Annotated in this window: 24 protein-coding genes; 15 read left to right on the top strand and 9 right to left on the bottom strand. The window is 54.3% G+C overall.

Annotated features, from left to right (window positions below; all coding sequences use genetic code 11):
• Positions 1 to 117 precede the first annotated feature (117 nt).
• Positions 118 to 1,146, bottom strand: coding sequence for a 16S rRNA (guanine(1207)-N(2))-methyltransferase RsmC (gene rsmC / locus CKO_RS14665; protein WP_012134205.1), 1,029 nt, complete (start codon positions 1,144 to 1,146; stop codon positions 118 to 120).
• Between the two features lie 103 nt (positions 1,147 to 1,249).
• Between rsmC and CKO_RS14660 the strand changes: the two genes are divergently transcribed.
• The 8 genes from CKO_RS14660 to CKO_RS14625 all read left to right on the top strand — a co-directional run bounded on the left by CKO_RS14660 (position 1,250) and on the right by CKO_RS14625 (position 7,659).
• Positions 1,250 to 1,663 (top strand): DNA polymerase III subunit psi, encoded by a 414-nt coding sequence (locus tag CKO_RS14660; protein WP_024130737.1) that lies wholly within the window; start codon positions 1,250 to 1,252, stop codon positions 1,661 to 1,663.
• Positions 1,632 to 2,078, top strand: coding sequence for a ribosomal protein S18-alanine N-acetyltransferase (gene rimI, locus CKO_RS14655; protein ID WP_012134203.1), 447 nt, complete (start codon positions 1,632 to 1,634; stop codon positions 2,076 to 2,078). The genes CKO_RS14660 and rimI overlap by 32 nt, the downstream gene beginning before the upstream one ends.
• Positions 2,079 to 2,092: 14 nt before the next feature.
• Positions 2,093 to 2,770 (top strand): pyrimidine 5'-nucleotidase, encoded by a 678-nt coding sequence (gene yjjG / locus CKO_RS14650; protein WP_024130736.1) that lies wholly within the window; start codon positions 2,093 to 2,095, stop codon positions 2,768 to 2,770.
• Between the two features lie 92 nt (positions 2,771 to 2,862).
• Entirely contained in the window at positions 2,863 to 4,452 is a 1,590-nt protein-coding gene (prfC, locus tag CKO_RS14645) for a peptide chain release factor 3 (RefSeq protein ID WP_012134201.1), read from the top strand.
• A 329-nt stretch (positions 4,453 to 4,781) separates the two neighbouring features.
• Positions 4,782 to 5,399: a molecular chaperone OsmY gene (osmY, locus tag CKO_RS14640; protein WP_012134200.1), complete on the top strand. Its 618-nt coding sequence runs from the start codon at positions 4,782 to 4,784 to the stop codon at positions 5,397 to 5,399.
• A 128-nt stretch (positions 5,400 to 5,527) separates the two neighbouring features.
• The gene (locus CKO_RS14635) at positions 5,528 to 5,689 is read left to right on the top strand and encodes a DUF1328 domain-containing protein (protein WP_047459078.1); all 162 of its coding nucleotides are present in this window, start codon (positions 5,528 to 5,530) and stop codon (positions 5,687 to 5,689) included.
• 123 nt (positions 5,690 to 5,812) lie between these two features.
• Complete coding sequence (locus CKO_RS14630) at positions 5,813 to 6,886, top strand: patatin-like phospholipase family protein (protein WP_024130735.1); 1,074 nt, start codon at positions 5,813 to 5,815, stop codon at positions 6,884 to 6,886.
• On the top strand, positions 6,883 to 7,659 hold the full coding sequence (locus CKO_RS14625) for a metal-dependent hydrolase (protein ID WP_012134197.1): 777 nt from the start codon (positions 6,883 to 6,885) through the stop codon (positions 7,657 to 7,659). Before CKO_RS14630 ends, CKO_RS14625 begins: the two co-directional genes overlap by 4 nt.
• A 126-nt stretch (positions 7,660 to 7,785) precedes the next feature.
• On the opposite strand, the gene CKO_RS14620 is transcribed toward CKO_RS14625, so the two are convergent.
• Together CKO_RS14620 and CKO_RS14615 are read right to left on the bottom strand one after the other, a co-directional pair.
• The gene (locus tag CKO_RS14620; protein ID WP_012134196.1) at positions 7,786 to 8,640 is read right to left on the bottom strand and encodes a YjjW family glycine radical enzyme activase; all 855 of its coding nucleotides are present in this window, start codon (positions 8,638 to 8,640) and stop codon (positions 7,786 to 7,788) included.
• A 71-nt stretch (positions 8,641 to 8,711) separates the two neighbouring features.
• Positions 8,712 to 10,298 (bottom strand): YjjI family glycine radical enzyme, encoded by a 1,587-nt coding sequence (locus tag CKO_RS14615; protein WP_024130734.1) that lies wholly within the window; start codon positions 10,296 to 10,298, stop codon positions 8,712 to 8,714.
• 263 nt (positions 10,299 to 10,561) lie between these two features.
• Between CKO_RS14615 and deoC the strand changes: the two genes are divergently transcribed.
• From deoC to deoD, 4 genes are all read left to right on the top strand, one after another.
• Positions 10,562 to 11,341: a deoxyribose-phosphate aldolase gene (deoC, locus tag CKO_RS14610; RefSeq protein ID WP_024130733.1), complete on the top strand. Its 780-nt coding sequence runs from the start codon at positions 10,562 to 10,564 to the stop codon at positions 11,339 to 11,341.
• A gap of 135 nt (positions 11,342 to 11,476) precedes the next feature.
• The gene (gene deoA, locus CKO_RS14605; RefSeq protein WP_024130732.1) at positions 11,477 to 12,799 is read left to right on the top strand and encodes a thymidine phosphorylase; all 1,323 of its coding nucleotides are present in this window, start codon (positions 11,477 to 11,479) and stop codon (positions 12,797 to 12,799) included.
• A 52-nt stretch (positions 12,800 to 12,851) separates the two neighbouring features.
• The gene (deoB, locus tag CKO_RS14600) at positions 12,852 to 14,075 is read left to right on the top strand and encodes a phosphopentomutase (RefSeq protein WP_024130731.1); all 1,224 of its coding nucleotides are present in this window, start codon (positions 12,852 to 12,854) and stop codon (positions 14,073 to 14,075) included.
• Positions 14,076 to 14,174: 99 nt separating this feature from the next.
• Positions 14,175 to 14,894: a purine-nucleoside phosphorylase gene (gene deoD / locus CKO_RS14595; protein ID WP_012134191.1), complete on the top strand. Its 720-nt coding sequence runs from the start codon at positions 14,175 to 14,177 to the stop codon at positions 14,892 to 14,894.
• Between the two features lie 193 nt (positions 14,895 to 15,087).
• On the opposite strand, the gene CKO_RS14590 is transcribed toward deoD, so the two are convergent.
• The 6 genes from CKO_RS14590 to CKO_RS14565 form a co-directional block, all read right to left on the bottom strand.
• Complete coding sequence (locus CKO_RS14590; RefSeq protein ID WP_230032288.1) at positions 15,088 to 15,594, bottom strand: DUF1120 domain-containing protein; 507 nt, start codon at positions 15,592 to 15,594, stop codon at positions 15,088 to 15,090.
• 56 nt (positions 15,595 to 15,650) lie between these two features.
• Positions 15,651 to 18,071, bottom strand: coding sequence for a fimbrial biogenesis outer membrane usher protein (locus CKO_RS14585; protein WP_012134189.1), 2,421 nt, complete (start codon positions 18,069 to 18,071; stop codon positions 15,651 to 15,653).
• A gap of 31 nt (positions 18,072 to 18,102) precedes the next feature.
• Entirely contained in the window at positions 18,103 to 18,813 is a 711-nt protein-coding gene (locus CKO_RS14580; protein WP_048902407.1) for a fimbria/pilus chaperone family protein, read from the bottom strand.
• 82 nt (positions 18,814 to 18,895) lie between these two features.
• Complete coding sequence (locus tag CKO_RS14575) at positions 18,896 to 19,594, bottom strand: DUF1120 domain-containing protein (protein ID WP_012134187.1); 699 nt, start codon at positions 19,592 to 19,594, stop codon at positions 18,896 to 18,898.
• A gap of 398 nt (positions 19,595 to 19,992) precedes the next feature.
• Entirely contained in the window at positions 19,993 to 21,009 is a 1,017-nt protein-coding gene (lplA, locus tag CKO_RS14570; protein ID WP_012134186.1) for a lipoate--protein ligase, read from the bottom strand.
• Between the two features lie 54 nt (positions 21,010 to 21,063).
• Complete coding sequence (locus CKO_RS14565; protein WP_012134185.1) at positions 21,064 to 21,711, bottom strand: YtjB family periplasmic protein; 648 nt, start codon at positions 21,709 to 21,711, stop codon at positions 21,064 to 21,066.
• Between the two features lie 117 nt (positions 21,712 to 21,828).
• On the opposite strand from CKO_RS14565, the gene serB reads away from it, so the two are divergent.
• The 3 genes from serB to nadR all read left to right on the top strand — a co-directional run bounded on the left by serB (position 21,829) and on the right by nadR (position 25,655).
• Positions 21,829 to 22,797, top strand: coding sequence for a phosphoserine phosphatase (gene serB, locus CKO_RS14560; RefSeq protein WP_024130729.1), 969 nt, complete (start codon positions 21,829 to 21,831; stop codon positions 22,795 to 22,797).
• 117 nt (positions 22,798 to 22,914) lie between these two features.
• On the top strand, positions 22,915 to 24,297 hold the full coding sequence (gene radA, locus CKO_RS14555) for a DNA repair protein RadA (RefSeq protein ID WP_024130728.1): 1,383 nt from the start codon (positions 22,915 to 22,917) through the stop codon (positions 24,295 to 24,297).
• A 125-nt stretch (positions 24,298 to 24,422) separates the two neighbouring features.
• Positions 24,423 to 25,655 (top strand): multifunctional transcriptional regulator/nicotinamide-nucleotide adenylyltransferase/ribosylnicotinamide kinase NadR, encoded by a 1,233-nt coding sequence (gene nadR, locus CKO_RS14550; RefSeq protein ID WP_012134180.1) that lies wholly within the window; start codon positions 24,423 to 24,425, stop codon positions 25,653 to 25,655.
• Positions 25,656 to 25,669 lie beyond the last annotated feature (14 nt).

Below are 25,669 nucleotides of genomic sequence, written 5' to 3'. Positions count from 1 at the left end.
ATTGATTGCTGCAAAAATGGGCGCTAACCGTAGGCCGGATAAGCGAAGTGCCATCCGGCATCCGCAAACCATGCCGGATGGCGGTGCAGGCACTTTATCCGGCCTACGATGACCACTCTATTTCTTCGCCTGGCGCGTCATCACCGTGCGGTAAACTTTAAAGCGCCCGGTTTGCGCAATCACTTCGTGGAAGCCAAACGTTTCATCCAGCACTTTCGGGTAGGGCAGGAAGGCGTTAGCCACGATGCGCAACTCACCGCCGCTGTTGAGGTGGCGAACCGCGCCGTGAATCAGCGTTTGCGCGGCATCCAGGCTGGTTTGTATTCCATCGTGGAACGGCGGGTTAGAGATGATCATATCAAAACGCCCTTTTACGTCAGAAAAGACGTTACTGGCGAACACCTCACCCTCAACGCCGTTTGCCGCAAGCGTTGCGCGACTGGCCTCAACGGCAGGCGCGGAAACATCACACAGGGTTAAACGCACTTTTGGCGAGTGGCTGGCTAAGGCCGCAGAGAGCACGCCTGCGCCGCAACCGACATCCAGCACTTTGCCTTTGGTATGTGGCGTCAGCGTGGAAAGCAGCAACTGGCTGCCGACATCCAGACCGTCGCGGCTGAAAACGCCGGGCAGCGTTTTGATGGTCAGATCGTTAATGCGGTACTCGCCCCAGTATTTTTCCGCATCAAAGACAGGCTGTTTTTCCAGACGGCCATGATACAGCCCGCAGCGGCGCGCGCTGTCGATTTTGTTCAGCGGCGCGTAGTCGGCCAGCATTTGCTCTGCGCTGCGAACACCGCTACGGTTTTCGCCCACCACGAAGATGTCGGTGCCGAGCGGCAGCAGCGACAGGATATTCATCAACTGGAACTGGGCTTCAGGTTTATTTTTCGGCCAGTAGTAGATCAGCGTGTCGCAGTCCGCGACGTCGTCAGCGTGGGCGACCAGGCTAAAGCGCGCCTTCTCGCCCATCAGCTGGCTTAACAACTGCCAGTGGTGGAATTGTTGCGTATGCACGCGGCTGGCGGCGCTTTCGAAGCGGGCTGGCAGGTCATCCTGCAAATCTCCGGCAAACAGAATACGGCTTTGTTCGAAATCATCACTGTGGCGCAGCAAGACTTCACTTGCCGGGGTAAAAGCAGACATGAAAGGTTCCTCTATTGTTCCTGGCGGCGATTATAGTTGTTTGTTGGCGCAGTTTCGACGAATTTGCTATATTTGCGCCCCTGACAGACAGGAGCGTTTCGCTATGACATCCCGACGAGACTGGCAATTACAGCAACTGGGCATTACCCAGTGGTCGCTGCGTCGCCCTGGCGCGCTACAGGGGGAAATCGCGATTTCCCTTCCGGCGCACGTTCGTCTGGTGGTCGTGGCGGAAGAATTACCGGCGCTGACCGAACCCTTGATGAGCGATATTTTGCGCGCATTGACCGTCAGTCCCGACCAGGTATTACCGTTGACGCCTGACCGCGTCGCCATGCTGCCGGAAGGCAGCCGGTGCAACAGCTGGCGGCTGGGTACTGAAGAGCCTTTGCTGCTGGAAGGCGCTCAGGTGACAAGTCCTGCGTTTAATGAATTACGGGCAAACCCAACGGCACGCGCCGCACTATGGCAACAAATTTGCGCATATGAACACGATTTCTTCCCTCAATCCGACTGATTTACCTGCTGCGTTTCTGATTGAAAAACGCGCCCATGCGTTTCCGTGGAGTGAAAAAACCTTTGCCAGCAATCAGGGCGAACGTTACCTCAACTATCAACTGACGGTCGGCGGAAAGATGGCGGCGTTCGCGATTACGCAGGTGGTGCTGGATGAGGCGACGCTGTTCAATATTGCGGTTGACCCGGATTTTCAGCGTCGGGGGCTGGGGCGAGAACTGCTGGAACATCTGATTGATGAACTGGAAAAACGCGGCGTCCTGACGTTATGGCTGGAGGTGCGCGCCTCAAATGCCGCCGCCATCGCACTCTATGAAAGTTTAGGTTTTAATGAGGCAACGGTGCGCCGTAATTACTACCCGACGGCTGACGGGCGTGAGGACGCGATAATCATGGCATTGCCAATCAGTATGTAAGACAAGGTGGAATGATGAAGTGGGACTGGATTTTCTTTGATGCCGACGAAACGCTGTTTACGTTTGACTCGTTTACCGGCTTGCAGCGGATGTTTCTCGACTATAGCGTCACCTTTACCGCTGAAGATTTTCAGGACTACCAGGCCGTCAATAAACCGCTGTGGGTGGATTATCAGAACGGCGCTATCACTTCGCTTCAGCTTCAGCGCCAGCGCTTTGTCGGCTGGGGCGAGCAGCTGAACGTCCCGCCTGAAGAGTTAAATGATGCGTTTATGAACGCCATGGCGGAGATTTGCGCACCGCTGCCGGGTGCGGTTTCGCTGGTTAACGCCCTGCACGGTAAGGTGAAGATGGGCATCATCACCAACGGATTCACCTCATTGCAGCAAATTCGCCTTGAACGAACAGGGCTTCGCGATCGTTTTGATCTGCTGGTTATTTCTGAAGAAGTGGGCGTGGCGAAGCCCGATCCGCGCATCTTTGATTACGCGCTGGAGCAGGCGGGCAGCCCTGACCGCTCTCGCGTGTTAATGGTCGGCGATACCGCAGAGTCTGATATTCTCGGCGGCATTAACGCCGGGCTTTCCACCTGCTGGCTGAATGCGCACCATCGCGAGCAGCCTGCGGGTATTGAACCGACCTGGACCGTGGCGTCATTAAGCGAACTGGAGCAACTCCTGTGTAAACACTGATTGCCTCCCCCCCGTTGATGGGTAAAATAGCCGCAATTTTTCGTATTCAACATGCGTGGTCAGACGCCGCGCTTACTCAAGAAGATTGAACTATGACGTTGTCTCCTTATTTGCAAGAGGTGGCTAAGCGCCGCACTTTTGCCATTATTTCTCACCCGGATGCCGGTAAAACCACTATCACTGAGAAGGTATTGCTGTTCGGACAGGCTATCCAGACTGCCGGGACGGTAAAAGGCCGTGGCTCCAGCCAGCATGCAAAATCTGACTGGATGGAAATGGAAAAGCAGCGTGGTATTTCTATTACCACGTCGGTAATGCAGTTCCCGTATCATGATTGCCTGGTCAACCTGCTGGACACCCCCGGGCACGAAGACTTCTCGGAAGATACCTACCGCACGCTGACGGCGGTGGACTGCTGTCTGATGGTGATTGACGCGGCAAAAGGTGTCGAAGATCGTACCCGTAAGCTGATGGAAGTAACCCGCCTGCGCGATACGCCGATCCTCACCTTTATGAACAAACTCGACCGTGACATCCGCGACCCGATGGAGCTGCTGGATGAAGTTGAGAACGAGCTGAAAATCGGCTGTGCGCCGATCACCTGGCCGATTGGCTGCGGGAAGTTGTTCAAAGGCGTCTATCACCTTTATAAAGACGAAACTTACCTGTACCAGACCGGTAAAGGCCACACTATCCAGGAAGTGCGCATTGTAAAAGGTCTGGATAACCCGGAACTTGACGCTGCCGTAGGGGAAGACCTGGCGCAGCAGCTGCGCGACGAGCTGGAACTGGTGCAGGGCGCGTCCAACGAGTTCGACCATGAGCTGTTCCTGGCTGGTGAAATCACCCCGGTCTTCTTTGGTACAGCGCTGGGTAACTTCGGCGTTGACCATATGCTGGATGGCCTGGTGGAGTGGGCGCCTGCGCCGATGCCGCGCCAGACCGATACCCGTACGGTAGAAGCGAAAGAAGAGAAGTTCACCGGTTTCGTGTTTAAGATTCAGGCCAATATGGACCCAAAACACCGCGACCGCGTGGCGTTTATGCGAGTGGTCTCCGGTAAGTACGAGAAAGGCATGAAAATGCGCCAGGTACGTATCGGCAAAGACGTGGTGATTTCTGATGCGCTGACCTTTATGGCGGGCGACCGTTCTCACGTGGAAGAGGCGTATCCGGGCGATATTCTGGGCCTGCACAACCACGGTACCATTCAGATTGGCGACACCTTCACTCAGGGCGAAATGATGAAGTTCACCGGTATTCCGAACTTCGCGCCGGAGCTGTTCCGTCGTATCCGCCTGAAAGATCCGCTGAAGCAAAAACAGCTGCTGAAAGGGCTGGTTCAGCTGTCTGAAGAAGGCGCGGTACAGGTGTTCCGTCCGATCGCCAACAACGATCTGATCGTGGGCGCCGTCGGCGTGTTGCAGTTCGACGTGGTGGTTGCCCGCCTGAAGAGCGAATACAACGTTGAGGCTATCTATGAGTCCGTCAACGTCGCCACCGCACGCTGGGTTGAATGTACTGACGCGAAGAAATTCGAAGAGTTCAAGCGTAAGAACGAAGTACAACTGGCGCTGGATGGCGGTGATAACCTCACCTATATCGCACCGACAATGGTTAACCTGAACCTGACGCAGGAACGCTATCCTGATGTTCAGTTCCGCAAAACGCGCGAGCACTAATTGTCCCTCCAGGGCGTGTCATCCGGCGCGCCCTGTTACTTTCCCTGCCTTTTTAACCGCTTGCGGAATGTTCTTAAATCCCTCAGTTTTTCTTATGGTTGCTTGTTTTTTAAGCGTATCAGCAAGCGATTTTGCGATTGTGATCTATATTTAACAAAGTGATGACATAAATGACGACTTTTAACACTGTTCAATGCGTGAATACTGGTTGTTAAGGCCGTCATTTATCTTGTCTGCGATATTAATAACTGAATAAAGATGGGATTAGCGCCGCGATTCTGCATAAGTATGTTGATTGTGACGGCTGCCATCCATACAGGAATGAATCGATGACGACGACAAGACTGAAGATTTCTAAAACTCTCCTGGCCGTAATGTTGACCTCCGCTGTCGCGACCGGTTCTGCATTTGCGGAAACCTCTACGCTGGATAAGGCACAGTCCAGCGCAGAAAGCGCGGGACAGAAAGTCGATAGCTCTATGAATAAAGTCGGTAACTTCATGGATGACAGCGCCATCACCGCAAAAGTGAAAGCGGCGTTGGTGGATCATGAAAGTATTAAGAGCACCGATATCTCGGTCAAAACCGATAACAAAGTGGTGATATTAAGCGGCTTTGTTGAAAGCCAGGCTCAGGCTGAAGAAGCCGTGAAAGTGGCGGAAGGCGTTGAGGGTGTGACCTCCGTCAGCGACAAACTGCATGTTCGCGACAGCAAGTCCGGCACGATGAAAGGCTATGCCGGGGATACGGCCACTACCAGCGAGATCAAAGCGAAACTGTTGGCGGATGACATCGTGCCTTCCCGCAAAGTGAAAGTCGAAACCACCGACGGCGTGGTGCAGCTCTCAGGAACCGTAGATTCTCAGGCGCAAATCGACCGTGCTGAAAGTATCGCAAAAGCGGTTGATGGTGTGAAAAGCGTCAAAAATGACCTGAAAACTCAGTAATTCGTCTTAATTCGCCCTCCCGACGTTTGTCGGGAGGCGCAATGTACACCACACTAAAAATATCGCGAATGAGCAACCTGAACGCTCATATCAAGCGGTCGACATTAACTATGGTAAAGGAGAAGCTTATGTTTCGTTGGGGCATTATATTTCTGGTTATCGCGTTAATTGCCGCCGCTCTGGGTTTTGGTGGACTGGCAGGCACCGCGGCTAGCGCAGCGAAAATTGTCTTCGTCGTCGGGATTGTCCTGTTCCTGATCAGCCTGTTTATGGGCCGTAAACGACCCTAGCACGTCACCCGTAATACCCATGATTCATGCTAAGCCAGTCCATCGGACTGGCTTTTACGGTTTTAGCTATCGCGAATTTGCGTTACTTTGTCATTCTATAAAATAAAACACAGGCAGGCAGAGGTGGGGCAGCGAATACCCGTGACGCTCGGCAATATTGCGCCATTATCATTAAACGCGTTCCGACCAGGCCGAATGGCTCTGGTGTGCGAGGGCGGAGGGCAGCGGGGAATCTTTACCGCTGGCGTGCTGGATGAGTTTATGCGCGCGCAGTTCAATCCGTTCGACCTCTACCTCGGCACCTCTGCCGGGGCGCAAAACCTTTCTGCCTATCTCTGTAACCAGCCCGGCTATGGGCGCAAAGTTATTATGCGTTACACCACGAAGCGGGAGTTCTTCGATCCGGTGCGTTTTGTTCGCGGGGGGAACCTGATCGATCTCGACTGGCTGGTGGACGCGACATCCGGGCAGATGCCGCTGGCGATGGACACCGCCGCGCGTCTGTTCGATAGCGGAAAATCCTTCTATATGTGCGCCTGTCGTGGGGATGACTACACGGCGAACTATTTCTCGCCAACGAAGCAAAACTGGCTCGATATTATTCGTGCGACCAGCGCGATTCCAGGGTTCTACCGTACAGGCGTGGCGCTGGATGGCATCAATTATCTGGACGGCGGGATCAGCGATGCGATCCCGGTACAGGAGGCGGCAAAGCGTGGCGCGAAAACGATTGTGGTGATCCGCACGGTGCCTTCGCAAATGTACTATACGCCGCAGTGGTTTAAGCGCATGGAGCGCTGGCTGGGGGAGAGCAGTTTGCAGCCGCTGGTGAATCTGGTACAGCACCACGAAACCAGCTATAGCGCCATTCAGCGTTTTATTGAGAAGCCGCCGGGTAAGCTGCGTATCATTGAAATCTACCCGCCGAAACCGCTGCAAAGCATGGCGTTGGGCAGCCGTCTTCCTGCGCTGCGCGAAGATTACAAAATCGGACGTCTGTGCGGGCGCTATTTTCTGGCGACGGTGGGGAAACTGCTGACGGAGAAACCGCCGCTCTCCCGCCACACGCCGAAGATTGTCATTCCTGGCCCGGTGGTGGTGCCTCCGGCGGCGGTGGCCAACGATATGCACGTAGCAACGGTCAGCGGCGCGGCGCAGGCCAACGACACTACCTTCAATAATGAGGATCTGGCGTGAGTTGCCGATTTATCGACACGCATTGTCATTTTGATTTTCCGCCTTTCACCGGTGATGAAGCGGCCAGCATCCAGCGTGCCGCTGATGCGGGGGTTGGCAAAATCATTGTTCCGGCGACGGCTGCGGCCTGTTTTTCACGCGTGCTGGCGCTGGCGGAACGCTTCCCGTCGCTGTTTGCGGCGCTGGGGCTGCACCCTGTGTTTATTGAGCAGCACGCAGATGACAGTCTGGATCGCCTGCAACAGGCGCTGGATCAACGCCCGCAGAAAGTCGTGGCGGTAGGGGAGATCGGGCTGGATCTTTACCGCGATAATCCTCAGTTTGATGAGCAAGAACGGCTCCTGGAGGCGCAGCTTAAACTGGCGAAACGCTACGATCTGCCGGTGATCCTTCACTCGCGTCGCACCCATGACAAGCTGGCAATGCATCTCAAACGCCACGCCCTGGCGCGAACCGGGGTGGTACACGGTTTTTCCGGCAGTCTGCAACAGGCGGAACGCTTTGTTCAGTTAGGCTACAAAATTGGCGTTGGCGGCACGATTACTTATCCGCGCGCCAGTAAAACGCGTGATGTGATGGCGCAACTGCCGCTGGATGCATTGCTGCTGGAGACCGACGCGCCGGATATGCCGCTAAATGGTTTTCAGGGGCAGCCAAACCGCCCGGAACAGGCGGCACGGGTATTCAGCAAGCTGTGCGCGCTACGAGATGAACCCTCTGAGGTGATAGCCGAAACGCTGTATCGCAATACGACGGCGCTATTTCGTCTCTGATTGCCGGATGCGACGCAAAAGCGTCTTATCCGGCCTACGGGCCGACATCATTTGTGGGCCGGATAAGGCGGCCAACGGGTCGACATCATTTGTAGGCCGGATAAGGCGCAGCCGCCATCCGGCGATTCACAAATATAAAGCTGGGAAAATCAGGTTATGCACCCCGTGCGCCCATAATGCGTTTGCCAGCTGTTGCACGTCGTCAGGCGTTGCGCCCGGCCACGTTTTTGCTTCGCCATACACCCCATGTGCATGGAAAGCGTTTAACCGGACGGGAATATCGCCCAGACGGGAGATAAACGCGGCCAGCGGCGCTATCTGTTGCAGGTAATCCACCTGACCAGGAATCACCAGCAGCCGTAGCTCGGCCAGCTTGCCATGCTCTGCCAATATCCTGATGCTGTGCTTGATCTGCGCGTTATCCCGCCCGGTAAGACGCTGATGGCAGGCGCTATCCCAGGCTTTTAGATCGAGCATCGCGCCATCACAAACGGGCAGCAGTTTCTGCCAGCCGGTTTCGCTCAACAGACCGTTGCTGTCGACCAGACACGTCAGCGTACACAGCTGCGGATCGGCCTTGATCGCGGCAAACAGCGCGCAAATAAACGGTAACTGAGTGGTGGCTTCGCCCCCGCTGACGGTGATGCCTTCAATAAATGGCGATGCCTTACGGATATGGCCCAGCACTTCATCGACGCTCATCGTCTGCGCCATCGGCGTGGCCTGCTGCGGGCACACCCGCAAACAGGTATCGCACTGCTCGCAGACGTCAGCCTGCCACACCACTTTCCCCGCGCTGAAGCCCAGCGCCTGATGAGGGCACTGGGGAACGCACTCACCGCAGTCGTTGCAGCGCCCGATCGTCCACGGATTATGGCAATTCTTACAGCGCAGATTGCACCCTTGTAAGAACAGAGCCAGACGACTGCCGGGGCCGTCCACGCAGGAGAACGGTATGATTTTACTGACTAAACACTTCATCCTTCGAACTGCCTCTTTGTTGGCTGCACTTATTCACCCCAGTCACGTACTACGTGTACGTGACTGGGGATTCATTCGCTTGCCGCCTCGATGCCTCTCGAATGATTTTGCGTTAGGAAGCGCATCTGCTGTTCATGACTTATTACGCGTGCTTGTCGTTCCAGAATGCGCGTATTGCGCGCGGCTTCTTCCCCCAGCCAGGTGGTGTTTGTTCGCGATCCTTCGGCGCGATATTTTTCCAGATCCGACAGGCGCACCATATACCCGGTAACGCGCACCAGATCGTTGCCGCTGACGTTGGCGGTAAATTCACGCATGCCGGCCTTGAACGCGCCCAGACAAAGCTGCACCAGCGCCTGAGGATTCCGCTTGATGGTTTCGTCCAGCGTCAGGATGTCGCTGATCCCGGCATGGTAGTGCGCATGATGGGGGGCGACGGTTTGCAGGTGGGTAATGGGATCGGGTTCATCGCCGTACGGTAAACGCGCGCCCGGCGTCGTACCGATATCGGAACTGATGCCTGACTGGGCATGCAGCATCGCCCGCTGTTTCCAGCCATGCTTAACAGGCGTGTTTGCGACGAAATCGGCCAACTGCGCGCTGATGCGATAGCCCAGCGCATTGGCTGCGTCGTCTTTCCCGTAGCGCGCGTTCATCCCCGCGTTTTCACACAGCAGGTTTACCGCTTCGGCCAGGCCATACATCCCAAACATCGGTACAAAACGTCCGGGATCAAGCAACCCTTCCTGCACCAGGAAGCTATTCTCAAAGAAATGTGATTGTTCATAGAGGAAGTCACATCGGGCATCAATGATGGCGATTTGCTGCTGGCAGTAGTGCGGTAGCGTGCGCGTAAAGAAGTCATCGACAGAGGTGCTGCGCTCTGCAACGGCTTTCAGATTGATCCTGACCAGCGTGCTGCCGCCGCCCGCAAGCGGCAGAGAGTTGTAACAACTGACGACGCCATATTGACCTTTTGTGAAAATTTTATCATTTACCGGGCCATTAGAAATATGAGGTTTGCTGCATTCACAAATGTTTTTAGCGACATCAAGCAGTAAATCATCCGGTGTGATATCGGGATCATAGATAAACGTCAGGTTAGGTGAAACCTGCTTTAACTCAGCATCGGCACGTAAAATAGCGCGGGTGACAGGCGTGTCGGCCGGGCCAATATTGGCATGCATAAAGGCGTCCGGCAGCGTTCTGTCGAGATAGCGCCAGAAACGTTTTATTCGAATATCGATCTCGTCTTGTGTTAGAATTTTAACATACGGCTGCAACAGCGCATCCAATTGCCCCAGATAGACCGGCATCGATGTTACGGAAGGAACGTGATGGTAGAGGATGGTCAGCAAAGATAGCGCGTCATCCAGATCTTTTGCGCCTTCCAGTTCCAGCCACTGTGAGCCATTCGCCAGAAAACGGGCGTAATCGGGCAAAACATAACGAGGTTTGAACGGGGCATGACCTTCGAACATATCGCAGATAACCCCGTCGTCCAGCGCCTGGCGAGCCTCTGCGGGCAAGGCCGGATAAGGCAACGCGTTCTCAGCTTCCAGCGCCAGAAAATGACGTTTTTGTTCGGGGCTGAGCACCGGACTGGTCACAATTTGCTGGCAACGATGTTGCAGCGCGGTTTCGCATGAAGTGGGCATCTTCGTTTCCTTTTTTGTGCCGAAGGTTAAGCGCCATTGTAGGAAGTTGCGTGATGATGGCTTTTGATCAGGATGCGCCTGTTGCCCACTCGCGAGGCCGGGAAAGGTCATTTATTTGAAGTGGATCTCGTTACAGTAATGCAAATTTGTACGTAGTTTTCATTAACTGTGATGTATATCGAAGTGTAATGGCGAGCGGATGTTAGAATACTAACAAACTCGCAAGGTGAAATTTTATACCGGCGATGAGCCAGGAGAATGTAATGACTGATTTAACCGCAAGCAGCCTGCGTGCGCTGAAACTGATGGACCTGACCACCCTGAATGACGACGACACCAATGAAAAAGTGATCGCGCTGTGTCATCAGGCGAAAACCCCGGTTGGGAATACTGCCGCTATCTGCATCTACCCGCGTTTTATTCCGATTGCGCGTAAGACTCTGAAAGAGCAGGGCACGCCGGATATCCGCATTGCGACCGTCACCAACTTCCCGCACGGTAATGACGACATCGACATCGCGCTGGCAGAAACCCGCGCAGCCATCGCGTACGGCGCGGACGAAGTTGACGTGGTATTCCCGTACCGCGCGCTGATTGCCGGTAACGAGCAGGTGGGCTTCGATCTGGTGAAAGCCTGTAAAGACGCCTGTGCGGCGGCAAACGTGCTGCTGAAAGTGATCATCGAAACCGGTGAACTGAAAGAAGAAGCATTAATCCGTAAAGCGTCTGAAATTTCCATCAAAGCCGGTGCGGATTTCATCAAAACCTCTACCGGTAAAGTCCCGGTTAACGCAACGCCGGAAAGCGCACGCATCATGATGGAAGTGATCCGCGATATGGGTGTTTCCAAAACCGTTGGTTTCAAACCGGCTGGCGGCGTGCGTACCGCTGAAGATGCACAGCAGTTCCTGGCCATTGCTGACGAACTGTTTGGCGCTGACTGGGCGGATTCCCGTCACTACCGTTTCGGCGCATCCAGCCTGCTGGCAAGCCTGCTGAAAGCGCTGGGTCACGGGGACGGCAAGAGCGCAAGCAGCTACTAAGCCTTATATTGCCGGAGTTGTAGTGACGTAGGCCGGATAAGGCGCAGCCGCCATCCGGCATCAATACGACTGCCGGGGGGCGCGTTGCTTACCCGGCCTACAATGGCCTTCTACTCTTTTCCCCTGGGGGTTACCGTGTTTCTCGCACAAGAAATTATTCGTAAAAAACGTGATGGTCATCCGTTAAGCGACGAAGAGATCCGCTTCTTTATCAATGGTATTCGTGATAACACCATCTCTGAAGGGCAGATTGCCGCTCTGGCGATGACCATTTTCTTCCACGATATGTCGATGCCTGAACGTGTGTCGCTGACCATGGCGATGCGAGATTCAGGAACCGTTCTGGACTGGAAGAGTCTCAACCTTAACGGCCCCATTGTTGACAAACACTCCACCGGCGGCGTGGGTGATGTGACTTCGCTGATGCTTGGCCCTATGGTGGCGGCCTGCGGCGGCTACATTCCGATGATCTCCGGGCGCGGCCTCGGTCATACCGGCGGTACGCTCGATAAACTGGAAGCAATCCCGGGATTTGATATTTTCCCGGACGACAACCGTTTCCGCGAAATCATTAAAGACGTGGGTGTGGCGATTATTGGGCAGACCAGTTCGCTCGCACCGGCGGATAAACGTTTTTACGCCACCCGCGACATTACCGCGACGGTGGACTCCATCCCGCTGATCACCGCTTCAATCCTCGCGAAAAAACTGGCGGAAGGGCTGGATGCACTGGTGATGGACGTGAAAGTGGGCAGCGGCGCCTTTATGCCGACCTACGAACTCTCTGCCGCGCTGGCTGAAGCCATCGTTGGCGTTTCCAACGGCGCGGGCGTGCGCACAACTGCGCTGCTCACCGACATGAATCAGGTGCTGGCCTCCAGCGCCGGTAACGCCGTCGAAGTGCGCGAAGCGGTGCAGTTCCTGACCGGTGAATACCGCAACCCGCGTCTGTTCGACGTCACGATGGCGCTGTGCGTGGAGATGCTGATCTCCGGCAAACTGGCGAAAGATGACGCTGATGCGCGAGTGAAACTACAGGCGGTGCTGGATAACGGCAAAGCGGCGGAAATCTTTGGTCGCATGGTAGCGGCACAGAAAGGGCCGAGCGATTTCGTGGAAAACTACGCGAAATACCTGCCGACGGCGATGCTCAGCAAAGCTGTCTATGCCGATACTGAAGGTTTTGTATCCGCGATGGACACTCGCGCGTTGGGCATGGCGGTGGTCTCAATGGGCGGCGGTCGTCGCCAGGCGTCGGACACCATTGATTACAGCGTCGGCTTTACCGACATGGCGCGTCTGGGCGACAGCGTTGACGGGCAGCGTCCGTTGGCTGTTATCCACGCCAAAGACGAAGCCAGCTGGCAGGAAGCGGCGAAAGCCGTCAAAGCGGCAATCAGCCTTGACGACAAAGCGCCTGAAATTACACCGACAGTCTATCGTCGTATTACCGAATAGCTGTATACTGATCTGATCGCTTTTTTGCAGCGCAAGATGTATGGAGAACAAGATGAAACGTGCATTTATTATGGTGCTGGACTCCTTTGGTATTGGTGCAACTGAAGATGCGGATCGCTTTGGCGACGTAGGTTCAGATACCCTGGGCCATATTGCAGAAGCCTGCGCCAGGGGCGAGGCCGACAATGGCCGTAAAGGCCCACTGAATTTGCCTAACCTGACCCGCCTGGGCCTGGTGAAAGCGCATGAAGGTTCTACCGGTAAAATTGCTGCGGGTATGGACGGCAATGCGGAGGTAATTGGCGCGTACGCGTGGGCGCACGAGCTCTCTTCCGGTAAAGATACCCCGTCTGGCCACTGGGAAATCGCGGGTGTTCCGGTTCTGTTTGACTGGGGCTACTTCAGCGACCACGAAAACAGCTTCCCGCAGGAACTGCTGGATAAGCTGGTAAAACGCGCCAACCTGCCGGGTTACCTCGGTAACTGTCACTCTTCCGGTACGGTCATTCTGGATCAGTTGGGCGAAGAGCATATGAAAACCGGTAAACCGATTTTCTATACTTCCGCTGACTCCGTATTCCAGATCGCCTGCCATGAAGAGACCTTTGGGCTGGATAAACTGTACGAGCTGTGCGAAATCGCCCGTGAAGAGCTGACCGAAGGCGGCTACAACATTGGCCGCGTTATCGCGCGTCCGTTTATCGGCGATAAGGCCGGTAACTTCCAGCGTACCGGCAACCGTCACGATCTGGCCGTTGAACCGCCGGCGCCGACCATCTTGCAGAAACTGGTCGACGAGAAAAAAGGGCATGTGGTTTCCGTCGGTAAGATTGCGGATATCTACGCCAACTGCGGCATCACCAAAAAAGTGAAAGCCACTGGCCTGGACGCGCTGTTCGACGCCACCCTTAAAGAGATGAAAGAAGCGGGCGACGAGACGATCGTCTTTACCAACTTCGTTGATTTCGACTCCTCCTGGGGGCATCGCCGCGACGTAGCGGGCTATGCTGCGGGTCTGGAGCTGTTTGACCGTCGTCTGCCGGAACTGATGGAACTGGTCGGTGAAGATGACATTCTGATCCTGACCGCCGACCACGGTTGCGACCCGACCTGGACCGGTACGGACCATACTCGCGAGCACATTCCGGTGCTGATTTATGGCCCGAAAGTGAAAGCGGGCTCGCTCGGTCACCGTGAAACCTTCGCGGATATCGGTCAGACGCTGGCAACGTACTTCGGTACGTCGCCGATGGACTACGGCAAAAACATGCTGTGATGCAATTGCCCGGTGGCGCAAGCTTACCGGGCCTACGGTTTTGTAGGCCTGATAAGGCGTAGCCGCCATCAGGCAATAACAACGAGATAAGGATAAAAGATGGCAACTCCACATATTAACGCAGAAATGGGTGATTTCGCTGACGTCGTTTTGATGCCGGGCGACCCGCTGCGTGCGAAGCACATTGCTGAAACTTTCCTTGAAGACGTGCGTGAAGTGAACAACGTTCGCGGCATGTTAGGTTTCACCGGGACGTACAAAGGCCGTAAGATCTCCGTCATGGGTCACGGTATGGGTATCCCGTCCTGCTCCATCTATACCAAAGAGCTGATCACCGATTTCGGCGTGAAGAAAATCATTCGTGTCGGTTCCTGCGGTGCGGTACGCAACGATGTGAAACTGCGCGATGTGGTGATTGGTATGGGTGCCTGCACCGATTCCAAAGTTAACCGTATCCGCTTCAAGGATCATGATTTTGCGGCGATCGCTGACTTTGATATGGTGCGCAACGCGGTAGACGCGGCGAAAGCGCTGGGTGTTGACGCGCGCGTGGGCAACCTGTTCTCCGCCGATCTGTTCTACTCTCCTGACGGCGAAATGTTCGACGTGATGGAAAAATACGGCATCCTGGGCGTGGAAATGGAAGCGGCGGGTATCTACGGCGTGGCGGCTGAGTTTGGTGCGAAAGCGCTGACCATCTGCACCGTGTCTGACCATATCCGTACTCACGAGCAGACCACTGCCGCTGAACGTCAGACGACCTTCAACGACATGATCAAAATCGCGCTGGAATCTGTTCTGCTGGGCGATAAAGCGTAAAAAAGAAGGGGGCACTTTGCCCCTTACGCCTGATGGCGCTTCGCTTATCAGGCCTACAAAATATTTTACGTGATTTGTAGGTCGGGTAAGGCCTGACCGCCACCCGACATAAATGCTGCACAATCCTTTGTCAGCACTCTGAAGGGGCAGTTTGCCCCTTTTCCCTGCCTGTTTATTTACCGCCCTTTGGCGATTAATGCGTTAGCAACTCCCAGCTTAAATTACTCTCCATCTCAGTATTGTCGCTGACATTACGGAACTGCTTTTCGTTCAGCACTGGCGTTAGCGTTAACGTAAAGTTCAACTGCTGCCCGCGCGCGGCTTCATTGTTCTCGATAGCGATAATGGCTTCGTTATTGTGCAGCAGCTGTGTATCGGCATGGCCGTCTGCGGGAATGAACTCATTGCGATCGGTTGTTTTCCCGATCATATAGCTGCGGCCATCCAGTATCATTTGGCTGGCTTTCAATGCCAGCCCCCCGCCGTTACCGAAAAGAAATCGCCCTTGTGGGCCTGCGGCGCCATGTACAAATAGCGCCATCACCTGTGGTTGCGGGCAATAGATGCTGACATTGATATCGCGCGAGGGCATTTTAAACCAGTTTTGCTGTGAGCCGACGTTGTCATTTCGCTGCATCGGGGGAAAGGCTACGGTAGCGCGAGAGAGCGATACCTGGCAGTTCTCGTCTGCCCATGCCATGCGTGATCCCAGCGCTGCTAACGTACATAATGTAATGATCCACTTTCCGTATGACTTCATTGGCAAATACCCTCCGCCGTTTCGTAAAACGCCTCTTTATTCTGCACATTGCTTAATGTGTAAGTGATTTTGCAGATACGGTTCATATTGTCATCAACGCTATAGAGCGTTGGCGTTTCGTCAATATTGCTAATAAAGACGCGGCCGCTGTCCACTGCGCTGACCAGGTAGTTTCCTTTTTCATCAACAACAGACGTGCCTTTAGGAAGCCAGGAGCCATCCTGCTGTTTTATCTTCAGCATGACGCGACGGGTGTTTAGCACGTTAAAATCCAGGTCGCTGACGGTGGCATGAGCGGGCACCAGTAGCTTTGTTCCGTTAGCCAGATCCATATTTTTGGGCAGCGTATTTGCATTCACCTCAATACGTGACTTACGCCACTCCGTCAGTCCAGGCACCACGGCCTGCCCCCAGAAATCTGTCCAGACCGGGCCTTGCGGCGTTGCGATTTCGATGCCGCTTTCCGGTTCGCTCAGGTGGGCAATGCCAAAGGTATCTTTAATGGTATAGGGGGAGAAGGTCACCCCCTGGCGATGCAGGGCAATGCCGCCCGACAGCATTGCGCTGTAGGTACGCTGATCGTCATTGTTGGTTGTTGCGCCAACGCTCATCTGCGTGTAGTGCAGGTTGCTGTTGATGCTGCCGTTGAGGGTGTTGAGATCGTTTCCGATATCGCGATCCGCCGAAACGGAGTAGCTGGTATTGTCGCTGAGAGGGCCACTGCTGCGTAAGCCATATGTCGTTCGGTCGCCCTGATTGCGCATATATGCGTTAATCGACTGCGACTGGAAAGGAATGTTGAGGTTGATGTAAAACACATCATCGTCATAGCTGTCATCGTTGATGTCGTCATTATCGTTATCGTTGCTAACAGAGTGCTGCCAGTTCACGTTTATTGACGCGTATTTAAATGTTTTTCCCCATGAAAGACTCACGTAACTGGAGTCTTCATAATCATCCGTGGCCTGATTATAGCTATAGGCTAACGAGAAGGTTCCTGCTGTTCTGCCGCTCCAGTTTACATTGGCGCTATAGCTGCTTTGATAGCTTGCGCTGTCGTCGTCCATCGCCTCAGACAACTCACGATAGTCGTCAGAATAACGTGCGGTGCTGACCCCAACAGAGACATGGCCGGGAAGTGTCAGCTGGTTTTGAATTTCCGCCTTTATACCGCTGCGCGTATCGCCGAAGGATTCGCGGCTGCCCAGCAGACTGGCAAATACTTGCCATTTCTCGTTTGAACTCCACTCCAGCATTGCACCGCTTGCCTGATAATCCTCGGCAAGAACCCCCGCCGCCAGCAAACTTGTTTGTGGGGTAAGGCGCCAGCCGTCTGAAATGTTATATACCCAGGGGTCGCTGTAATCGCTGTCGACGTTGCGCACCTGGCCTACTGACATCATAAGCCCTTGTGGTCGCGGAAGGCCGTTCAGGTTGATTGAGGAGGCAGGTACGATGAAACTGGTTGTGACGTTGTCGGTTTCGACGATGCTGACCTGAAGATCGGCGTTATTTAACAGGATGGGGACATTGTCCAGCCTGAATGCCCCCGCGTTTACCAGCGTGGAATAAACAAGCTGCCCCGCCTGGCGGACTTCTACTCGCGCCTGGTTCGTGCGGGCAATCCCCGTCACGGTGACGCCTGAATTATCAGAGGTCATGCTGGACTCGGGGAGTAACTGAATGCCGCTGAGGGATGTTCCAGAAAACAGCGCCGATCTGGAGCTGATCTGCCCAACCTGGACACGCATCTGTTGCGCTTCAAAAACGTGTTCGCCATAAGTGAATAAATTTTTAGCGCTGCGATCGCCGTCAGAGTCCAGCAGAAAATAGCGGCTGCGCAATGCCCAGTTGGCCAGATTGGCGCCCGCTTCTATATCGCCCTGCGTGTAGTTATGGCTGTCGCCGCCGTTGTATTCATTTCGCGTGGAAAACAGGCTGTAGTTGAGCAGCCCGGCGCTGCCGCCGTGGCTATAGTTTTTCTCCCGGGACGCGCTATTTTCCAGTGCGTCGGGCGGGACAGTTAACTCCAGCATCTCCTTACCGGGAAGGGACTTTATGACGGCGGAGGGATAATCTTTTTGCAGGTCATGACAGTGTTCTTGCAGGGAGATCCCCAGAGGACGTAGCCCGATCGCTGTCAGAAAATCGTCATCTACGCAGAGTTGCCCTTGTTCGTCAAATTTGGCGCCCAGCGAACCTTTTTCTGACCCGTTTACGTTGATTAGAACGCTATGTACACCGGGCAAAAAACGCGGCTCTTCTGCGAAGTAATTTGCGATATTTTTACTGATGCCGCGCGTATTGAGTATATCGGTACTGAACGTTACCTCACGGGCTAACGCTGTTGAGGTTAATAACGTACATGAATATAACGCGATCTGAATATGGCGAGACAGCAGGTTGATTCCTTTCATATACACTTACTTTGTCCCCGTTTTTTATTGATTATGGTGTTAACGGCGCAGTGAAATTGGGTATGTCGATGCCGTAGCGGCTGGCCGGGAAGAAGCGTACAGATTGATCGGAAATGATGGATTTCTTGACGGTTACATCCAGAACTTCTCCGGGTAAAATATAGGTTTTTGCGATTTCCCCGGCTGTTTGCGAAGGTAAAAAAATCACCTGTTGCGCCAGGCGCACCACATAGGCGGAAGGGTTGCTGACTTTAATATGCTGCCCGGAGCCGGACCATTTCAGCAGCTTCCACGCATCGGTGACGACCGGTAAATTTTTGGGGCGAATTAATACCGGCAGATCCTGACGCAAATTGAAGTTAACTTTCATTGCGCCTTTAGACACGCCTGATGGCGGGATGCCTTCAAAGGTGACGCGTTTATAGTGCTCTTTGGTTAGCGGGGCGCTGCTTTCCATAATAAAGCGGAGCTGCTGTTCCTGACCGGGTTCCACGCGTACGACGGGCTGGGTGACGTTGACGGTGATGCCACTGTCATCTTTTACATCTTCTATTGTGGTGTACAGCAACATCGGAACCGTATCGCTGTTTTTGACATTTATCGTTCCGCCATTATGGCTTTCTTCAATAACCAGTAGCGTGGAGGCGGGAACCATTCCTGCCGCATAAGCCTGAGATAAAGGTAAACAGAGAAGCGTGGCGGCAAATATATACGCTTTAACGGTACAAGATTTGTCAGACATTATTGTAATTCCTTCTATTGGAAAAACTCCCCACCCATCCATGTAGGGAGTTGTTGTACAGATATGATTAATAACGATGTGATTAGATATATCTCAGGGTAATGGTGGCGGAACCTGAAATATCGGTATCATCGCTAATGGCCAGTTTGGTGGTATTATCTACAGCCAGAGAAACCTTAAGCGGATAAGTTGCATTGTTATAGGCTGCTGGTTCCAGCGTGCCTTTGGCGCCGACGGTGATGATATCCTGCGTCCCTTCCTGGTTCCGAAAAGAAGTTTCCGTTGTCGCCTTAGCCCACAAACCCGTACTTGCGGCGGCGCTTACAATATAGTCAGCGTCAAAAGTGTCTTCGCCATTGACGGCTTTCGCGCTTGCAGCCTTGACAGAATCGATGGATACGGCATAGGCGCCAATGTTGACATTGCCTGCTGTTTTACCTACGCCGAATGAGACTCCTTTACCTTTAATGATGCCGGTTATCCAGATCTCTGCGTTGCTATCCGCTTTGTTATCGGTCAGCGTCCAGCCTACTTTCGTGGCGCTGGGGCACTCGATGACCAGATCGGTGTCTTTCGTGGCGATATCGTTGACGGCCGTTGAGCTAAGGTCGCTGATCAGATGCGAGCCGAAGTCAAGTGCGTTGCCGCCATTGACAGTCGCGGTACAGCCACCGACCAGCAGTTTCCCCGTTACGCGCAGTTCAGTGGTGGCGCCGTCGGCCGCCCATGCGTTAGACATGGTCAGTGCCGCGATTGCGGTGGCAAGAAGTGCTTTTTTCATTTGTTGATCCTTAACTTGAATTGTGTGATGGTACGAAAAGGCATGTTACTTGCCTTCTGAATACGTTTTATATCAACCAGATAGCTATGGAATATGGTTGGGATAGAGTTATATTCCAGAAGTAATATATTATCTGGACACAGCAGACAGTGGTTTTAGTTTTATTTAAAACTGATTTCTGGTGATTTTTGTTATTTTTTGTTTTAGAGTTGCTGCTATTTTGTATGCGGTTGGAATATGGTGAGAGTGTATGTTTATATATTCACGCGATGAATATTATTGATAAATAATATGCCAGCCTGAGCGTTAATCGGCAGGCTTTTAATGCATTGCTGATGGTTATTGAGAAAATAACGTGCCGCCCTTGTTAAGGGTAAACGGGCACGTCCTGGAGAGGGTTAACGCACCGCCCGCGCAATCCATGCCGACAATTCCCGTAGCTCTTTTTCCTGCTCTGGAAAATCGACTAACAGCGCATCACACTCCTGTTGCAGCATATCCGCACGGTACAGACACCCCTGTAAACGGCCCGCCAGCGCTTCCAGCGGCGCAGGGTTAAGGCTGTCGGTAAAAACCTGAGTGCGCGTGATGTGCCCTTTTTCAACGTCGAAGTGCAGTTCAACGCCGCCCCAGATAAAGCGTTCGTCCAGAAGATGCGTAAAGGCTGGCGCCTGGCCGAAGTTCCATTCCCAACTGCTCTGGCGAGCGAACGTTTCGGCAAAATTGGGCAGATCCGGCGTTTTATCTGGAGAGATTATTTCGGCTTCCACGCGTTCGCCGTAGTGGCTGAAGAACGCCTCGGTAATGGCGTCGCAGATGTGTTCATGGGTAATGCCAGGTAGCAGTTCGACCAGATTGGCGACGCGCCCGCGCACGGAAGCGATCCCTTTGGCCTGTAATTTTTTCTTATCAGGATTGAGGTAGTTCGCCAGACGGCTGAGATCGGCATTCAACAGCAATGTGCCGTGGTGGAAGCCGCGATCTTTGGTTTCCCGATAGGCGGAGCCGGAAACCTTGCGGTCGCCTTCCGGCGTTTTCACCACCAGATCGTTACGACCGGAAGCCTCTGCGGTAACGCCCAGCGCGTTCAGCGCATTGAGCACTATCGCGGTGGAGATCGTTTTGTCGTACTCCGGCTTCCCGGCCATAAATGTAAAACAGGTATTGCCGAGATCGTGGAACACCGCGCCGCCGCCGCTGCTGCGACGCGCCAGCCGGACATTGTCTTCTTCCATGCGCCGGGTGTTGCACTCTTTCCACGGGTTTTGCGCCCGCCCGATGACGACCGTATCAGCGTTGCGCCACAGGAACAAAACGCGCTGTGTCGCGGGCATCTGGCGAAAAATACATTCTTCAACCGCCAGGTTGAACCAGGGATCGTAAGAGTCAGAGATAAGCAGACGTAATGTCGTCATGGCAGCATTCCTTTTCGTGGTCTCAACTATATTAACGACAAAGCGGCGGCTATCCTATGGTTCTTTCTTCTCGCTCTCTTCCTCTTCCGGTACGGATTTGCTGGCGGTGAGCAGGAAAGGCGATTGCTGCCAGCGCGTGCGTTTGCCCTGTAGCAAGGTGCGCGTGAGCACCACGCCAATTGCCAGTGACAGGAGCAGCATCAGGCGTAAAATGTTGGTGGTGTTATCGACCTGCTTCGCTTCGGTCGCCAGCGTATGCGTATCCAGCGTCAGGCGCAGATAGCCCAGCGGGCCATTTTTACCCTGAATAGGTTCGACAATCTGCTGATTAAAATAGCCGCCCGCTTTTTTACCGTCCAGCGCCAGCCTGTCGCGCACATTGACGCTTTCGCCTGCGCGCGTAATGAGATCGCCTTGCTCGTCGTAGACACCGGCATCCAGAATGCGGCTCTCTTCCGTTAGCTGGCGGAGTACGACGGCGATCCGCTTCTCATCCGGCGTTTCGGTGCGCATCAGCGGCGCGATATTTAAGGTCACCTGGCGCGCCAGCGTGCGGGCCAGTTCTTCGAGCTGCGGATTGCGCTGCCGTTGATGGTTTTGACTGAACCAGGACGCCCCCTGCATCAGCCCGACGAGCAGTGCGAGACAGAACAATACAATCACTGCACGATGAAGCCGGAATTTCAGTTTTGCGCGAGCCATATTCCACCTGCTGAAAATTTGAGGCTTAATGTTGCCAGAAGCGATGGTTACAGGGTAGCCTCATGCGTTATTTTCCCCAGGATGATTCCCGACCCGAACGATTTTACAGGAGCTTTAATGCCTAACATTACCTGGTGCGATCTGCCTGAAGATGTTTCTTTGTGGCCTGGTTTACCCCTTTCATTAAGTGGTGACGAGGTGATGCCACTGGATTACCACGCAGGCCGTAGCGGCTGGCTGCTGTACGGTCGCGGGTTGGATAAGCAGCGCTTAACGCAGTACCAGAGCAAGCTGGGCGCTGCGATGGTGATCGTGGCGGCCTGGTGCGTTGAAGATTATCAGGTGATTCGTCTGGCGGGTTCCTTAACGCCGCGCGCGACGAAGCTGGCGCACGGCGCCGGGCTGGATGTCGCGCCGCTGGGCAAAATTCCGCATCTGCGTACGCCAGGCCTGCTGGTTATGGATATGGATTCGACGGCGATTCAGATCGAATGCATCGATGAAATCGCGAAGCTGGCCGGGACGGGCGAAATGGTTGCGGAAGTCACGGAACGCGCGATGCGCGGCGAACTGGATTTTACCGCCAGCTTACGCAGCCGTGTGGCGACGCTGAAAGGCGCGGATGCCGATATTCTGCGCCAGGTGCGCGAGAATTTGCCGTTGATGCCGGGTCTGACGCAACTGGTGCTGAAGCTGGAAACGCTCGGCTGGAAAGTGGCGATCGCCTCCGGCGGGTTTACCTTTTTTGCAGAATACCTGCGTGAAAAGCTGCGTTTAACCGCGGTGGTGGCGAACGAGCTGGAGATCATCGACGGGAAATTTACCGGCAATGTCATTGGCGATATCGTCGATGCCCAGTACAAAGCTAACACGCTGACCCGACTGGCGCAGGAGTATGAAATTCCCGTGGCGCAGACGGTGGCGATTGGCGATGGCGCTAACGATCTGCCGATGATCAAAGCGGCCGGGCTGGGGATTGCGTACCACGCCAAACCGAAAGTGAATGAAAAGACGGAAATCACGATTCGTCACGCTGACCTGATGGGGGTGTTCTGCATTCTCTCCGGCAGTATGAATCAAAAATGATTGAATTGCCCGATGGCGCAGGGCCTACGGAAAAGTGACTGTAGGCCGGATAAGTATTCTGTAGGCCGGATAAGCGCCAGCGCCATCCGGCAACTGCATGAAATAAAGAGGTAAACCGTGGCAAAAGCTCCAAAACGCGCCTTTGTTTGTAATGAATGCGGGGCCGATTATCCGCGCTGGCAGGGGCAATGCAGCGCCTGTCATGCCTGGAACACCATCACCGAGGTGCGTCTTGCCGCGTCGCCAACGGTGGCGCGTAATGAGCGACTCAGCGGCTATGCCGGTAACGCAGGTGTGGCAAAGGTGCAGAAATTGTCTGACATCAGCCTTGAGGAGCTGCCGCGTTTTTCCACCGGGTTTAAAGAGTTCGACCGTGTGCTGGGCGGCGGTGTCGTGCCCGGCAGCGCCATCCTGATCGGCGGCAACCCCGGTGCGGGGAAATCCACGCTGCTGCTGCAAACGCTTTGCAAACTGGCCGAGCAGATGAAAACCCTGTACGTCACGGGCGAAGAGTCCCTGCAACAGGTAGCGATGCGCGCGCATCGGCTGGGATTGCCGACGGCTAACATGAATATGCTGTCAGAAACCAGTATTGAACAGATCTGCCTGATTGCGGAAGAAGAACAACCGAAGCTGATGGTGATCGACTCCATCCAGGTGATGCATATGGCGGATATCCAGTCCTCGCCGGGCAGCGTGGCCCAGGTGCGTGAGACGGCCGCTTATCTGACGCGCTTTGCCAAAACGCGCGGCGTGGCTATCGTGATGGTTGGTCATGTAACCAAAGACGGCTCGCTGGCAGGCCCGAAGGTGCTGGAGCACTGCATTGACTGCTCGGTGCTATTGGATGGCGACGCTGACTCCCGTTTTCGCACGCTGCGTAGCCATAAAAACCGTTTTGGCGCGGTAAACGAGCTGGGCGTTTTTGCGATGACGGAGCAGGGGCTGCGTGAAGTCAGCAACCCGTCCGCAATTTTCTTAAGCCGTGGCGATGAGGTGACTTCCGGCAGTTCGGTCATGGTGGTGTGGGAAGGGACGCGCCCGCTGCTGGTAGAGATTCAGGCGCTGGTCGATCACTCGATGATGGCGAATCCGCGTCGTGTGGCGGTCGGCCTGGAACAAAACCGTCTGGCGATCCTGCTGGCGGTGCTGCACCGTCATGGCGGATTGCAGATGGCCGATCAGGATGTATTCGTCAATGTCGTGGGCGGCGTGAAGGTCACGGAGACCAGCGCGGATCTCGCGCTATTGCTGGCGATGGTCTCCAGCCTGCGCGACAGGCCGCTGCCGCAGGATCTGGTGGTGTTTGGCGAAGTGGGGCTGGCAGGGGAAATTCGCCCGGTGCCCAGCGGTCAGGAACGTATTTCTGAAGCGGCTAAACACGGTTTCCGCCGCGCTATCGTACCGGCTGCCAACGTGCCGAAAAAGCCGCCGGAAGGGATGCAGGTTTTTGGCGTTAAAAAGCTTGCGGATGCGTTAAGTGTGTTTGACGACTTATAATCATCTGTATGCACTGATGTTGTATAATTTGCCGGATAGCGACGCCGGCCTACGGATTGATGTTGTAGGCCTGATAAGCGAAGCGCCATCAGGCATTGTTACGCGTTTTTTAGCAGGAGGCTCTTGTGTCATCGTTCGACTATCTCAAAACCGCGATCAAGCAAAAGGGGTGTACCCTGCAACAGGTGGCGGATGCCAGCGGCATGACCAAAGGGTATTTGAGCCAACTTCTGAACGCGAAGATTAAAAGCCCCAGTGCGCAAAAGCTGGAGGCGCTGCATCGTTTTTTGGGGCTGGAGTTTCCCCGGCAGCGGAAAAACATCGGCGTGGTGTTTGGCAAGTTCTACCCCCTGCATACTGGGCATATCTATTTGATTCAGCGCGCCTGTAGCCAGGTGGATGAACTGCATATCATTATGGGTTATGACGATACCCGTGACCGCGAACTGTTTGAAGACAGCGCCATGTCGCAACAGCCTACCGTGTCGGATCGTCTGCGTTGGCTACTACAGACCTTTAAATATCAGAAGAATATTCGTATTCATGCCTTCAATGAGGAAGGGATGGAGCCGTACCCGCATGGCTGGGATGTGTGGAGCAACGGCATCAAAGCCTTTATGGAAGAGAAGGGGATTCAGCCTAACTGGATCTACACGTCCGAGGAAGCCGATGCGCCGCAGTATCTCGAACACCTGGCTATTGAAACGGTGCTGGTCGATCCGAAACGAACCTTTATGAGTATCAGTGGGGCGCAGATCCGTGAAAACCCGTTCCGCTACTGGGAATACATTCCGACGGAAGTGAAGCCCTTTTTCGTGCGCACCGTGGCGATATTAGGCGGAGAGTCGAGCGGGAAATCCACGCTGGTGAACAAGCTCGCCAATATTTTTAATACCACCAGCGCGTGGGAGTACGGGCGCGACTATGTCTTCTCGCATCTGGGCGGTGACGAGATGGCGTTACAGTATTCTGATTACGATAAGATCGCGCTGGGCCATGCGCAATATATTGATTTTGCGGTGAAATACGCCAATAAAGTGGCCTTTATCGATACCGATTTCGTTACCACGCAGGCCTTTTGTAAAAAATACGAAGGGCGCGAGCATCCGTTTGTACAGGCGTTGATCGATGAATACCGCTTTGATCTGGTGATCCTGCTGGAGAACAATACGCCCTGGGTCGCGGATGGGTTACGGAGTCTGGGCAGTTCGGTGGATCGTAAAGAGTTCCAGAATCTGCTGGTGGATATGCTGCGGGAGAACAACATCAATTTCGTCCACGTAGAAGAGGCCGATTACGATGGTCGATTTTTGCGCTGCGTGGAGTTAGTGAAAGAGATGATGGGCGAGCAGGGTTAAGCCTGAAGCGCCGG

The organism is Citrobacter koseri ATCC BAA-895, assembly GCF_000018045.1.
GTDB lineage: Bacteria > Pseudomonadota > Gammaproteobacteria > Enterobacterales > Enterobacteriaceae > Citrobacter_B > Citrobacter_B koseri.
This window is presented reverse-complemented; position numbering and strand designations above follow the sequence as displayed.